The sequence below is a fragment of the Amycolatopsis sp. NPDC049691 genome (assembly GCF_040675005.1).
Lineage (GTDB): Bacteria > Actinomycetota > Actinomycetes > Mycobacteriales > Pseudonocardiaceae > Amycolatopsis.
This window is the reverse complement of the sequence record NZ_JBFANX010000026.1, coordinates 25403-38060: the sequence shown is the minus strand read 5'-3', so window position 1 is coordinate 38060 and position 12658 is coordinate 25403. Positions and strand designations below refer to the sequence as shown.

General features: G+C 71.9%; 14 protein-coding genes. 9 read left to right on the top strand and 5 right to left on the bottom strand.

The window, feature by feature from the left end:
* The first annotated feature begins 73 nt into the window (after window positions 1-73).
* From AB0J40_RS40285 to AB0J40_RS40275, 3 genes are all read left to right on the top strand, one after another.
* Window positions 74-610 carry a helix-turn-helix domain-containing protein gene (locus tag AB0J40_RS40285; protein ID WP_364464609.1) on the top strand — a complete coding sequence of 179 codons (537 nt, stop codon included), beginning with the start codon at window positions 74-76 and terminating at the stop codon, window positions 608-610.
* A gap of 73 nt (window positions 611-683) precedes the next feature.
* The gene (locus AB0J40_RS40280; protein WP_364464607.1) at window positions 684-863 is read left to right on the top strand and encodes a hypothetical protein; all 180 of its coding nucleotides are present in this window, start codon (window positions 684-686) and stop codon (window positions 861-863) included.
* The gene (locus AB0J40_RS40275; RefSeq protein WP_364464605.1) at window positions 860-2938 is read left to right on the top strand and encodes a TOMM precursor leader peptide-binding protein; all 2079 of its coding nucleotides are present in this window, start codon (window positions 860-862) and stop codon (window positions 2936-2938) included. The genes AB0J40_RS40280 and AB0J40_RS40275 overlap by 4 nt, the downstream gene beginning before the upstream one ends.
* On the opposite strand, the gene AB0J40_RS40270 is transcribed toward AB0J40_RS40275, so the two are convergent.
* Entirely contained in the window at window positions 2935-4149 is a 1215-nt protein-coding gene (locus AB0J40_RS40270; protein ID WP_364464603.1) for a PHB depolymerase family esterase, read from the bottom strand. The genes AB0J40_RS40275 and AB0J40_RS40270 overlap by 4 nt on opposite strands.
* Window positions 4150-4338: 189 nt before the next feature.
* Here AB0J40_RS40270 and AB0J40_RS40265 point away from each other — a divergent pair, with 189 nt between their 5' ends.
* Window positions 4339-5667, top strand: coding sequence for a tannase/feruloyl esterase family alpha/beta hydrolase (locus AB0J40_RS40265; RefSeq protein WP_364464772.1), 1329 nt, complete (start codon window positions 4339-4341; stop codon window positions 5665-5667).
* A 36-nt stretch (window positions 5668-5703) separates the two neighbouring features.
* Here the strand turns inward: AB0J40_RS40265 and AB0J40_RS40260 are convergent, their stop codons facing one another.
* Entirely contained in the window at window positions 5704-6831 is a 1128-nt protein-coding gene (locus AB0J40_RS40260) for a pentapeptide repeat-containing protein (RefSeq protein ID WP_364464601.1), read from the bottom strand.
* 328 nt (window positions 6832-7159) lie between these two features.
* Here AB0J40_RS40260 and AB0J40_RS40255 point away from each other — a divergent pair, with 328 nt between their 5' ends.
* The 3 genes from AB0J40_RS40255 to AB0J40_RS40245 all read left to right on the top strand — a co-directional run bounded on the left by AB0J40_RS40255 (window position 7160) and on the right by AB0J40_RS40245 (window position 8700).
* The gene (locus AB0J40_RS40255) at window positions 7160-7609 is read left to right on the top strand and encodes a hypothetical protein (RefSeq protein WP_364464599.1); all 450 of its coding nucleotides are present in this window, start codon (window positions 7160-7162) and stop codon (window positions 7607-7609) included.
* Window positions 7610-7639: 30 nt separating this feature from the next.
* Window positions 7640-8041 (top strand): RidA family protein, encoded by a 402-nt coding sequence (locus AB0J40_RS40250; protein WP_364464597.1) that lies wholly within the window; start codon window positions 7640-7642, stop codon window positions 8039-8041.
* Between the two features lie 74 nt (window positions 8042-8115).
* Window positions 8116-8700, top strand: a complete 585-nt coding sequence (locus AB0J40_RS40245; RefSeq protein ID WP_364464595.1) for a dihydrofolate reductase family protein — start codon at window positions 8116-8118, stop codon at window positions 8698-8700.
* Here AB0J40_RS40245 and AB0J40_RS40240 read toward each other — a convergent pair.
* The 3 genes from AB0J40_RS40240 to AB0J40_RS40230 are packed head-to-tail and all read right to left on the bottom strand — an operon-like array spanning window position 8675 to window position 11785.
* Entirely contained in the window at window positions 8675-9670 is a 996-nt protein-coding gene (locus tag AB0J40_RS40240) for a hypothetical protein (RefSeq protein ID WP_364464593.1), read from the bottom strand. The genes AB0J40_RS40245 and AB0J40_RS40240 overlap by 26 nt on opposite strands.
* Complete coding sequence (locus AB0J40_RS40235) at window positions 9667-10908, bottom strand: MFS transporter (RefSeq protein ID WP_364464591.1); 1242 nt, start codon at window positions 10906-10908, stop codon at window positions 9667-9669. The genes AB0J40_RS40240 and AB0J40_RS40235 overlap by 4 nt, the downstream gene beginning before the upstream one ends.
* A gap of 4 nt (window positions 10909-10912) precedes the next feature.
* Complete coding sequence (locus AB0J40_RS40230; protein WP_364464589.1) at window positions 10913-11785, bottom strand: alkaline phosphatase family protein; 873 nt, start codon at window positions 11783-11785, stop codon at window positions 10913-10915.
* A 236-nt stretch (window positions 11786-12021) separates the two neighbouring features.
* Between AB0J40_RS40230 and AB0J40_RS40225 the strand changes: the two genes are divergently transcribed.
* Both AB0J40_RS40225 and AB0J40_RS40220 read left to right on the top strand, forming a co-directional pair.
* Window positions 12022-12279: a hypothetical protein gene (locus AB0J40_RS40225; RefSeq protein ID WP_364464587.1), complete on the top strand. Its 258-nt coding sequence runs from the start codon at window positions 12022-12024 to the stop codon at window positions 12277-12279.
* Window positions 12276-12658: FAD:protein FMN transferase (locus AB0J40_RS40220; protein WP_364464585.1), on the top strand; the 383-nt coding region annotated here is incomplete at its 3' end. The genes AB0J40_RS40225 and AB0J40_RS40220, both read left to right, overlap by 4 nt.

The following is a 12658-nucleotide window of genomic DNA, read 5'->3' as shown; positions in this document are numbered from 1 at the left end:
CTCCTCCACCTCGGACACGCTGACCGCGCCTACGCTAGGACTGCTCACCGGCGCCGGACGGGAAGTGAGAACCGTGGCCGACGAACTGACTCGGAAACGCCGGGCGGACGCCGAACACAACCGCCGCCACCTCGTCGCGGTCGCGCACACGGCCTTCGCGCGCCACGGCCCGGACCTGCCGGTGCGGGAGATCGCGCGGCGCGCGGGCCTGGCCCCGGCGACCGTGCACCGGCACTTCCCGTCCCGCGCCGACCTCCTCGCGGCCGTGCTCGACGGCCAGGTCGACCGGTGCGAGCGGCAGCTGCGGGGCGCGCTCGCCGACCCCGACAGCCGCCGGGCGCTGACCCGCACGTTCCACCGGTTCGGCGAGTGGCGGGCCGAAGAGCCCGGGCTGACCGCTGTCCTTTCCGGACCGGAGTTCGCCGGACGGCGCCGTGCCCACGCCGAGGCGTTCGAGCGGCTGGTCGAGCGGGCCCGCGCCGACGGCGTCCTGCGGCCCCGGGTGACGGTCGGCGACGTCCGGCTCGCGCTGACCGCACTGACGTCGGCGCGGACGGGCGCGTCGGCGCGGCGGCTGACCGCGGTGCTGCTGACCGGGCTGCTGAACTGATTCGCCCGTCCGGCCCTGGTGGGATCCGGCCGCCCGGATGAGGATGGCCGGACGAACCGACCAAGGAGGACTCGTGAACGAGTTCGAAAGCGCGCTCGCGGCGGCGTTCGGGACCGGGCCGGCCGAGGTGCCGGGGCTGTCGGTCGTCCCGCTCGACGGCCGGGCGACCGCCGGGACCCAGCTGCTGTCGGTGTGGGGCTCGGTCAGCCCGTGCCTGACCGACGGTCCGGAACGGGGCACGACCACCGGGTGACCGGCCCGGTCGGGTTCAAACGGCACCTCACCACCGCGGTGGTGCCCGGCGACGCGGTCTACGTGCTGTCCGAAGACGGCGCCACCGCGATCGGCGGGCCGCACGTCGAAGCGCTGGTCCCGTTGCTCGACGGCACGCGGGACTTCGCCGCGCTCCGCCGTGACCTGCCCGAGGGCGTCCCCGCCGAAGCGGCCGCCGGGGTGCTGAACCGGCTCGCCGAGGAACGGCTGATCGGCCTGCGGAAGCCCGGCACGGCCTACTGGGACGCGGTCGGTGTCGAGCCGGAGTCCGGCACGGTCGCGCTCGTGGGCGCGGATCCGGCGGCGTTCCGTGCGGCCGGGCTGACGGTCGTCGACCGTGACGCCGACCTGACTGTCGTGCTGTGCGACGACTATCTCGACCCGATAGTGTCCAAAGTGGACACTGAGCAGCGCGCACTGGGACGTCCGTGGCTGCTCGCCAAGACCGTCGGTGCCCGGGTGTGGATCGGCCCGTTCTTCACTCCCGGCGACGGCCCGTGCCGGCACTGCCTCGCGACGCGGTTGTGGGGCAACCGGGCGGCCGAAGCCCACGTGCGGGACGCGCTGGGCTTGCCGGGCCCGGTCCCGCGTCCCGAGGTCACGCACCCGGCGCTGTCCGCCGTCGCGGTCAACCTGGTCGCACTGGAAGCGGTCAAGTGGCTGGCCGGGATGCGATATCCGGGTCAGCGGGCACTGTGGACGTTCGACAGCCGGGACCTGACCGGGGAACGGCACGAGGTGCGCGTCCGGCCGCAGTGCACGTCCTGCGGGAACCCGGAGCTGGTGCGCGAGCGGACCCGCCGGCCCTTCGTGCCCGACGGGCAGCGCGCGGTGCCGCCGGAACAGGTGCTCGAGACCTACCGCCACCTGGTCAGCCCCCTCACCGGCGTGGTCAAGGAGCTGCGGCGGGACGGCCCGGCCTTCTTCAACTCCGTCCGGTCCGGGCCGAACGTCGTGCCGGGGCTGCGGGGTGCGGACCGGCTCGGCGCGGCGTTGCGCGCGGAGAACGGCGGCAAGGGCGTCACGCCGCTGCAGGCCGAGGTCAGTGCCTTGTGCGAAGCGCTCGAACGGCACAGCGCCCGGTACGACGGCGACGAGGAACGCGTGCGCGCCAGCTTCCGCTCACTGGGCGACCAGGCCGTGCACCCCGACACCTGCCAGCTGTTCCACCCGCGCCAGTACGCCGACCGGGCCCGCAGCAACGCGCGGCACGGCCCGTTCCAGTTCGTCTGCGACCCGTTCGACGAGGACGCCGAGCTGGATTGGACGCCGGTGTGGTCGCTGAGCCGAGGCGAGCACCGGCTGTTCCCGACCGCCCTGCTGTACTTCGGCGCGCCCGGGCCGGCCTCCGTCCTCGCCGACTCGAACGGCACCGCGGCGGGCAGCTCCCGGGAAAACACGGTGCTGCAAGGGATGCTGGAGGTCGTGGAACGCGACGCCGTCGCGCTCTGGTGGTACAACCGCACCCGGCAGCCGGGTGTCGAGCTGCCCGCCGACCCGTGGACGACCGAACTGCGCGAGGTGTACGCCGGGCTGGGCCGCGAGGTGTGGGCGCTGGACGTGACGTCCGACCTCGGCGTGCCCGTGGTGGCCGCCCTTTCGCGGCGCACTACGCCACCCGAAGAGATCATGCTGGGCTTCGGCGCGGACCCCGACCCGGCCGTCGCGCTGCGGCGCGCGTTGACCGAGCTGAACCAGCTGATGCCCGCGGTCCTCGACGGCCGGCTCGGCGACGACCCGGACGCCGCGCGCTGGCTGAAGGAGGCGTCGGTAGCCGACCAGGCCTACCTGCTCCCGGCGCCGTCCGCGGCCCGCCTGCCGGTGGATGTCCTTTCGGTGCGGGCGAAACTCGACTGTGCCGGGCTGGAGGTGTTCGTGCTCGACCAGACGCGCCCGGACATCGGCCTGCCGGTGGTGAAGGTGCTCGTCCCGGGGATGCGCGGGCTCTGGGCGCGGTTCGCGCCGGGCCGGCTCTACGACGTGCCGGTGCGGCTCGGCCGGCTGACCGAGCCGCACGGCTACGACGACCTCAACCCCTTCCCGATCTTCCTCTAGCACTGCCCGTCGGCGAGGACCCAGTACCCCGGGGACGTCTCGCGCAGGGCGTGCGTGGTGAACGTGTTCCACAGGCCCATGGCCTGGTTGGAGCCGTTCGCGTAGGTCTGGCCGCCGCTCTGGTGCGCACGGCCCGCCTGCGTGTGGGCGTAGTTGCTGGCGTTCACGCAGGTGCCCGGCGGCTGGGTGGACGTCGGCGTCGTCGTGGTCGTCGTGGTCGTCGTCGGCGGGGTCGTCGTGGTGCCGCCGGAAGCCTTGTCCAGGCCCCAGAACACGCCCGTGTAGTAGCTGGAGCAGATGCCCGCGAGGAAGTACGCGCCGGTGCTGCCGCACTGCGTCGCGCCGGTGCCCGGGTCGACGGCCGTGCCGTGGCCCATCCCGGCGATCGAGTACAGCTGGACCTGGTCGGCGTAGTTCGTCAACGTCGTGCTGCCCGGCAGGGACTGGGTGCTGGTCGGGGTCTGGGAGACGCCGTGCGCCGCGGTCCACTGGTCGCGCAGCTCGGTGCCGTTGACCGGGTAGACCGTGTAGTCGCCGGTGCCCTGCCAGATCGCGACGCGCGGCCACGGGCCGCCGTAGCCGGGGTACTGGGCCTTGACCTTCGAAGCCCACTGCGCCGGCGTCAGGTTCTGGTTGTTCTGCTGGCAGTTCGTCGCTTCGGTGACGCTCGTGGCGCACTGCGCGGGCAGTCCGGCGTTGATGCCGCCGCCGGCGAAGACGTCCGGGTAGGCGGCGAGCAGGTCCGCCGTCATGCCACCGCCCGCCGACAGGCCGGTGACGTACACTCGCGAGCGGTCCGAGGAGTGGTCGGCGATCGCCTTGTCCACCATGGACTTGACGGACGCGGCCTCGCCGTTGCCCCGGGTGTCGTCGGCGGTGGAGAACCAGTTGAAGCACTTGAGCGAGTTGTTCGCCGTCGACTGCTGCGGGAACACGACCTCGAACCGCCACTTGTCGGCCAGCTCGGGCCAGCCGGAGTGGGCGTAGTAGTCCGACGCGCTCTGCGTGCACCCGTGCAGGGCGACGACGACCGGGCGGCCGGTTTCGAGCCCGGACGGCGTGTAGGTGTACATCGCGAGGGCGCCCGGGTTGGCGCCGAAGTTCGAGACCTGGACCAGCGACGACGGTGGCGGATCGGCGCTCGCCACCCCGACGGTGGTGAGCACGGCGGCGGTGATCGCGGCGAGTCCGGCGAGGGCGAGCTTGCGCATGGGGGAGTCCTTCTCGTCGTTGAGAGGGTTTCCAGCGACGCTAGGGCGGTCTCGTGGCGTGGACCATGTGGCCGTCCACCACATCCCGGCGGTGATTCATGGTGTCCGCCGGGGTGGCTCTCGACGGGGGCACGCGCTTGGGTTCTCTTTCATCGAGACCGGAGGTGAACCGTGCGCAGATGGCTGGTTGTGGTTCTGGCGGGGGCGCTCGCGGCGGCGCTGCCCGCCTCGGCATCGGCTTCGGCCGGGGGTTGCCGGGTGGACGTGCCCGGTGCCGAGAAGTCCGTTTCCGTCTGCCTGGACGACCTGACGACGACCGGGACGGTGGCGTCCGGGCACACGGTCCAGGCCGACTGGACGGGGCTGACCTCGGCCGGGCTGCCCACGTACGGAAGCGTCCCCGGCGTCCAGGTCGACGGGTACTTCCCGGACACGTCGACGGCGAACACGAACAACGGCTGGAACCACGACGCGCAGTTCGTGCTGCGGCTGCCGGCGCACTGGAACGGTGGCCTGGTCGTCTCCGGCTCGCCGGGCGTGCGGCGCCAGTACGCGAACGACCGCGCGATCGGCGATCAGGCGCTGGCCGAGGGCTACGCGTTCGCCGCGACCGACAAGGGCAACACCGGCGCGGCCTTCTACGAAGACGGCGTCCGGCCGGGCGACGCGCTGGCCGAGTGGAACTCGCGCGTCACGCAGCTGACGCTGGCCGCGCGGGCGGCCGCGGTTTCGCACTACCACCGTCCGGTGACCCGGACGCTGGCGGCGGGGCTGTCCAACGGCGGCTACCTCGTGCGGTGGCAGCTGGAGAACCGGCCGTGGCTCTACGACGGGGGCGTCGACTGGGAGGGGACGCTGTGGCGTGCCGATGGACCGAACTTGCTGACGTTCCTGCCGCCTGCCCTGCGCGCGTATCCGGCTTACGCGGCGGGATCGCCGACGGCGCACCAGTCCATTTTGGACGCCGGGTTCGCGCCGGGGTCGGAGTTCCTGTGGGACTACCACTACCGCGTCTACTGGGACCTGACCCAGCGGATCTACCGGGAAGAGGTGGACCCGTCGTTCGACGGCTCGCTGCCGGCCGGAACTCCGTTCTGCGCCTCGGGAACGCCGTCGTGTGACGCCGACTACGCGTATGCGTCCCGGCCCGCGTCGGTGGCGCGGGCGGTGGAGCGGATCTCGCTGACCGGCCGGATCGGCAAGCCGCTGCTCACCCTGCACGGCACGCTCGACACGCTGCTGCCGATCACGCAGGATTCCGACGTCTACGACCGGATGATCACCGCGGCGGGGCGCGGATCGCTGCACCGGTACTACCGGGTGGAGGGCGGCAACCACGTCGACGGCCTGGTCGACGCGTACCCCGACCGGCTGCGCCCGCTGGGCCCGTGCTTCCGGACGGCGTTCGACGCACTGGGCGGCTGGCTGCACGGGACCCGTCCGCCGGCGTCGTCGACGATCGCCCGTCCGGCCGACGCGACCCCGGCGGACCTGGCCGAGTCCTGCTCGCTGGGTTGATCGTCGAGCGCTCCTGATGCGGCTCGGAACACCGCATCAGGAGCGCTTCGACGACTCCTCACGGGTCAGCACGCCTTCCACCACGATCCACCCCTCCGGCCAGCCGCTCTCCGTGGTGGTGTGCGCGCCCGCGAAGTCGGCCCCGCCGCGAAACTCGGACTCTTCGAAGTCTCCGCCCCGCACGAAGTCCGCGAGGCCGAAGTGGGACTCGCCGTCGAAGACGGCCTCGCTGAAACCCGCGTCTCCCTTGAAGACCGTCCGGATGAACGACGTCGGTCCGCCGAAGTCGCCGGACTCGAAGTACGCGCCACTTTCGAACGTGGCCCGCGGGAAGCTCACCTGGTCTTCGAACCTGACGTGCGCGAAGTACGCGGACCTCCGGAACGTGGCGTTCTCGAACTCGGTCCGGTCGCGGAACGTCGTGTAGCCGAAGTCGGTCGATCCGCGGAACTCGGTGTTCTCGAAGCTCGCCACCCGGTGGAAGGTGGCTCCTTCGAAGTTCACGTCGCCCACTCGGCAGTCCGCGAGGGTGAACTCGACCAGGTTCGCGTCCCTCAGGTCGAGGGTGGTGCCGGGCCAGAAGGCGGCTTCGTCGCGCGGTGCCAGGTGGCGCCGGAGGATCTGCTGTGCGGTCCGCCGAACGTCGAGTTCCAGCCGCCGTTCGGCGATCGTGCCCGGATCCGGTTCGGCCGGGGCGGCAACCGGCCTGGCGTCGTCGAGCCGGCCCCACGGCGGTTCGTACGGTCCGCGCAGGTACGCGCAGATCCGGTCGACCACGGTCTGCCGCAAGCCGGGGTGGGCCTGGGCCAGCCGCTCGAGGTCGGTCAAGCCGCCGATGCGGACGGCGGCCTTGTCGCTGCCGAGCTGTTCACTGGCCTTGGCGGACAGTTCGTTGATCTCCTTGACCTGGTCGGCGGCGAGCAGGCGGTAGTGCTCGCGCTGGCCGAGGCGAAGCCGTTCCACCGTCACGACGGCCGCGAGGACGGCCAGGACCGCCGCGGAGCTTTTCCAGCCGGTGTCGAAAGCGTCGCGGTGGTCGGCCCGGGTCTGTCCCCACAGCATCGCGGCGACCGCGACACCCACCGCGACGCTCGACGGCAGCGCGATGCCGACCCACCACCACGAGAACGGACGCGGGGGAGCAGCATCGACACCGGCGACCATGGGGTCATCCCACCATGCCGCCGGTCGGTCACCCTTGCCGAGGTGGCCGGCCGGCTCGAGGCTGAAGGGTCGTCGTGCGCATTCGGCGAGTTTGCCGCGGCGGTGTACCGGGAACGTACGAAAAAGAAAGTGAACCGGATCCCGCCGGGGCCCGTACTACCAGGTGAGGGGCTCGTTCCGGCTACCCGAAAACCGGCGTTGACCTGCTGTTTCACCGCCCGGACGGGGCACCCCGTTCGGCCGCTTGCGGGAGCGGTGCCCCTCGTTCATGATGGGGCTCCGGGGTCCGCGAAAACATTCTTTCCCGTCGAATATCCAGGTGTCGGCCATGCTTCGGAAGTACCGCAAGTCCGGAAGTGAACGCCATGCTGCTACCCGTCGCCGGGGCCTCCTGATGGCCGCGGACCTGCCCGGTTTCGCCATCGTCGCCGGCCTGCTGCTGCCCGCGCTCGCCGCGGCGGCGTGGGCCGTCGCGCTCGAACGCCGTCCCCGTCGCACCGTCCCGGACACCGAGCCGGACTGGACGGTGGCCGGCATCCAGGCGCGCCTCCGCTTCGAGCAGGCGGCCGAAGCCGGCACGATCGCGCTGCCGACCCTGCCGATCCCGGAGCAGACCGGCCGCGACTCGTCCCCGGACCGGCTGCCGTGGCGGGTGCCGCGCACGCTCCCACCGCCACGGCCGCCGTCGGGCCGTGTCCTCGTGCCCCGGCTGGCGTTCGCGGCCCCGGACACCGAGCTGATGCAGCGCATCCTCGACGGTTTGCGCAAAATGGACTAGCGGGCGGCCCCGGTCCAGCAGAATGCCCGCATGATCGAAGTCATCCGCACCGGCGACGCCCCGTTCGTCCGCTTCCCCGACGGCACCGAGCCACCGCTGAGCCAGGCGATCCGGGCCGGCGACCTGGTCTTCACGTCCGGACAGGGACCGCTCGACCCGGTCACGCACGCGATCCCGGACGACTTCGCCGCCCAGGTGCGGCAGGTGCTGACCAACCTGGTCGCGGTCTTCACCGCGGCGGGCAGCGGCAAGGACCGGATCGTCAAGTGCACGTGCTACCTCGCCGACCGGGGTGACTTCCCGACGTTCAACCGCGTGTACCAGGAGTTCTTCGCCGACAACCCGCACCTGCCCGCGCGGACGACGGTCGTCGCGCAGCTGGTGCGCGAAGGCGTGCGCGTCGAGATCGACGGCGTCGCCGCGCTGCGCTGAAACCACCCGGTGTCGATCCCGGCGTTCGCCGTTCGTATGGGAGGTGACCGCCCCCTGAACGGAAGGACACCGGGATGCGCTCGATCCACGTCACCATGAACGTCACCCTCGACGGCGTCGTGCAGGGCCTCGGCCGGCCCGACGAAGACACCCGCGGCGGCTTCGCCCACGGCGGCTGGGGCACCCGCTACCAGGACGACGTCCTGGCCCAGGAGATGGCCGCGGGCATGAACCGCCCCGGTGACATGCTCTTCGGCCGCCGGACCTGGGAAGACTTCATCGGCGCCTGGGCGCACCGCGAAGACGGCAACCCCTTCACCACCCACCTGAACGCCGTCACCAAGTACGTCGCCTCGACCACCCTCGACGACGTCGGCGCCTGGCAGAACTCGATCCTGCTGCGGGGTGACGCCGAGAAGACCGTCGCCGAGCTGAAGGACCGGCCCGGCCGGGACCTCTCCGTCGTCGGCAGCGCGTCGCTCGTGCGCGGCCTGCACGCCGCCGGCCTCGTCGACCGCTACACGCTGCTGATCTGCCCGCTGACCCTCGGCGAGGGCCGCCGGCTGTTCGACGGGCCGGCGCCGCTCACCGAGTTCACGCTCACCCGCAGCGTCACGACCACGAAAGGCGTGATCATCGCCCACTACCTGCGTCGCTGAGCGCGGCCGGGGACTCGGCTTCGGGGATCAGCAGCCGCGGCGCGCCCGAGCCGTCGGCCGGGACCGACCAGATGTCCGCATGGCCCGGGCCGCGCGGCACGCCGTAGCCGATCGTGCGGTCGTCGAGCCACGCCGGCTGGTCGTCGACGCTGCGGGTCTCGGCCAGCGGCGTCACCTTCGCCGCCGCCAGGTCGAGCACCGACAGCCGCCACCCGCGAGCCGGGTCACCGTCCACAGCGGACTTGAACGCGATCCGTGTCTGGTCCGGGGAAAGGGAAGGGCACTCGACGTTCTCGCGCAGCGTCCGGACCGTGTGCGCGGCGAAGTCGCCGGCGACGAGGTAGCGGCGGCCGGCCGTCGACATCGTCGCGTAGAAGTGGCGGTCGTCGCGGGTGAACGTGACGCCCCAGAAGTTGAGGTCCGCCGCTTGGTACGGCTTGCCGTCGAGGGTCACGGCGTAGTCCTCCAGCGTCCCGGCCAGATCGCCGGTCGCCGTGTCGAGGATGCCGGCGCGCGTGGAGAACATGCCGCCGTTGTAGGAGTCGCCGGTGACGAACACCGTCCACGCGAGCATCCGGCCGCTCGCCGACACCCGCGCCCGGTTCGGCAGCCCGACCAGCGGGATCTCGCGCTTCGACGTCAGCCCGGCGTCGAGCACCACCAGCTGGTAGGTGGTCAGGTCGCCGTCCGGGCGCAGGCAGAGCCCGGTGCCGCCGGCGGCGTAGACCCGGCTGCAGGACAGCGGCGACACCGTTCGCGCGCCACCCGGGTCGGTGGCGGACACCGTGGCGACGTGGCCGCGGTCGGCGTCGGCGGTGCTGCGGAACAGCAGCCGCGGACCGGGGGAGAGGCTCACCGCGCCGGTCGCGGTGACGTCGTGGCTGCGCGCGCTCGCCAACCCGACGTACGCGATCGCGGCTCCGGCCAGCACGACCACACCGGCGATCGCGATGAGGATCCGGGTTTTCACGCGGCCGCCTTCCGGGGCGAGAGAACCACGGACGTGACGGCGATCGCGACCACCGCTCCACCGGCGGCGACGCCGATCGCGAGCCCCGGGCCCCAGAACTGCCACGCCAGTCCGAAAAGGACGGACGAGGCGAAGTACGCAAGCGCTTGCGCCGTCTGCACCAGCGAAATCCCCGTGGTGCGCAACGACTCCGGCAGCAGCGGACCGGCCAGTGCCATCAGGACGCCGTCGGTCGCCGCGTAGAACGCGCCGTACAACGCCAGCGCCAGGACGAAGAGCGGCCAGCCGGACACCGGCCCGGCCAGCAGCAGGTAGACGAGCGCGAGCGCGCCGTAGCCGCCGAGCACCACCGGGAGCCGTCCGACCCGGTCGGCCAGTGCGCCCAGTGGCGCGGCCAGCAGCAGGTAGCTGAGGTTGGTGCCGACCGCGAGCAGCGGGAACCAGCCGGTCGCGATGTCCTCCTTGTGCTGCAGCAGCAGGTAGACGAACCCGTCGCCGACGGTCGCCAGCCCCAGCACGCACGCCGCCACGAGCAGGCGCCGCACGCCGCTGCCGCGCAGCAGAGCGGCCGCCGCCCGGGGCGAGACCGGCGTCGCGGCTTTCGGCGTCCGCCGGTCGCGGACGAACAGCACCAGCAGCAGCACGCCGATCGCGGCGACGCAGAAGCTGACGACGAACACCGCGTCGAACGCCTCCGGGTTCGTCGCGCCGACCGCGGCCAGCACGGCGAGCGCGACCAGTGGCCCGGCGAACGCGCCCATGCTGTCCATCGCCCGGTGCACGCCGAAGGCGCGGCCGAGCAGCGGTTCCGGTGCCGACAGGGTGATCAGCGCGTCCCGCGGCGCGGTCCGGAGACCCTTGCCGGTGCGGTCGAGCGTGATCACGGCGCCGATCGCGGCCGCCGACGACCCGGCGGCGAGCAGGCCGAGCTTCATCACCGCGGACAGCGCGTAGCCGGCGCCCGCGACGACCTTGCGACGGCGGACGCGGTCGGCGACGTACCCGCCGACGATCCGCAGGAGCGCCGTCGCGCCGGTGTAGAGGCCGTCGACCAGGCCGTACGCGGCCGGGCCCAGGTGCAGGCCGAGCACGAGGTACACCGGGAGGACCGCGGTGACCATCTCGGAGGAGACGTCGGTGACCAGGCTGACGGCGCCGAGCGCGAAGACGTTCGCGCCGACCGCCGAGAGCTTGCCCTTCGCGGCGTGCTCTCGGCGGCCGATGGTGGCGAGGTACACGCGGTTACTGCCAGACGTCGAGGATCGGCGACTTGCTCGCGGCGCCGCCGATGCCCGGCAGGCCGTAGGACGCCTCGATCGTGCGCAGCACGGTGTAGTGGTTGATCGATTCGCTGTAGCTGCCGGGGACGACGTGCGCGCCGGTGAAGCTGGTGAAGATCTGGTTGACCGACGTGCCGCTGTCCTCGTCGAAGGTGGTGATCAGCAGGCTGTTGTGGGTCTTGGCCCACTGGGCGTAGGCGTCGAGGTGGTTCTTCAGCCACGTGTCGCCGGTGCCGATCGAGCAGTCGTGCATGTCGTTGCACATGTCGGGCGTCACGAACGAAACGGTCGGCAGCTGGGTGAAGTCGGACGGGAAGCTCGAGAACCGCACGTTGCTCGCGGCCGGGACGTTCGAGAAGTCGACCCAGCTGTTGTGCTTGCGCCGGTAGGTGCCGCTGGAGCAGCCGGTGTAGCCGTCGGAGGGCATGGCTTCGGAGTAGCCCTTGAAGGTCTTGCCCGCGTCGATCAGCTGGCGGCCGAGGTTGGCCTTCGCGCCCAGGTTGGCCGGGCACGTGTCGTCGGTGACGCCCTGCGTCGCGCCGGAGAAGAGGGCGACGTAGTTGGGCTGGCTCGGGTGGGTGATCGCGAACGAGTTGGTGAACTTCGCGCTCTGCGAGGCGAGGGTGTTGAAGTAGGGCGCGCTGGAACTGCCGTTGATCGAGGAGTACTTCTTGTTCTCGAACATCACGAGGACGATGTGGTCGAACGCCGGCACGGTGGCCGCCGCCGGCTGCACGGCGGGCTCCTCCGTCCGGGTGACGACCGTGGTCGTGACCGCGCCGGCCGTGACGAGCGCGGCGGCGGCGAACACGGCGAAGATCCGCTTGCGGATCATGGGTCCTCCAGCGTGTGGTGGGTGCGGGCGCCTCATGATGCCGACGCCGGAGGGCGGGTGCGTGCCGTGTCGTGGTCCGGTTCGTGAACAGCTGGGAACCTCAGGCGGACAAGAAGAAGAGTGGGTTAACGGTTTTCCGGTGTCAACCTCCTTTGGTAGGTGTCCACTGTGGAGCGTCAGGGAGTTGACAGGTCGCTCCCAGGCCGTTCAAAGGAACGGCGCCGAGACTCGAACCCATGGACCCCTACACGACCGGCGGCGCGGCCCGCCGAGAGCACGGCCGCCGCAAGGCCGCGCTGGTCACGGCCACGGTGGCGGTGCTGGGCGCGGCCACGGCGGGCGCGATCGGCTTCGGCCTCTCGACGGCCTCCGCTTCGGACGACACCTCGACCACCACCTCCACTTCGACGGGCTCCCAAGACCAGCTGCAGTCGTCGGACAGCGGGCTGAGCTCGCGGTCGGGCGGCGCGCACACGGGCTCGGGTGCGTCGTGACGACGGCGGCTCGCGCGTTCCCGGCTCTGGGCACGACGGCGGAGGTGGTGGTCACCGACCCCGGCCTGCTCGGCGCGGCGGTGGACTCCCTTTCGGTGGAACTGGCCGCGATCGACCTGGCGTGCAGCCGGTTCCGCGCGGATTCGGAGATCTCGCGGCTGCACGAGACGGCGGGCCGCCAGGTCCGGGTGGGTTCGCTGCTGGCGGAGGCGCTCGGAGCGGCGCTGCGGGCGGCCCGGTTGACGGACGGGCTGGTCGACCCGACGGTCGGCGCGGCGGTCCGGGCGCTGGGTTACGACCGCGACTTCGCGTTGCTGACCGGCGGGGGGGGGGGGGGGGTGAATAGGACAGAAAAAAGAGAAAATAAAGAAACGCCGCC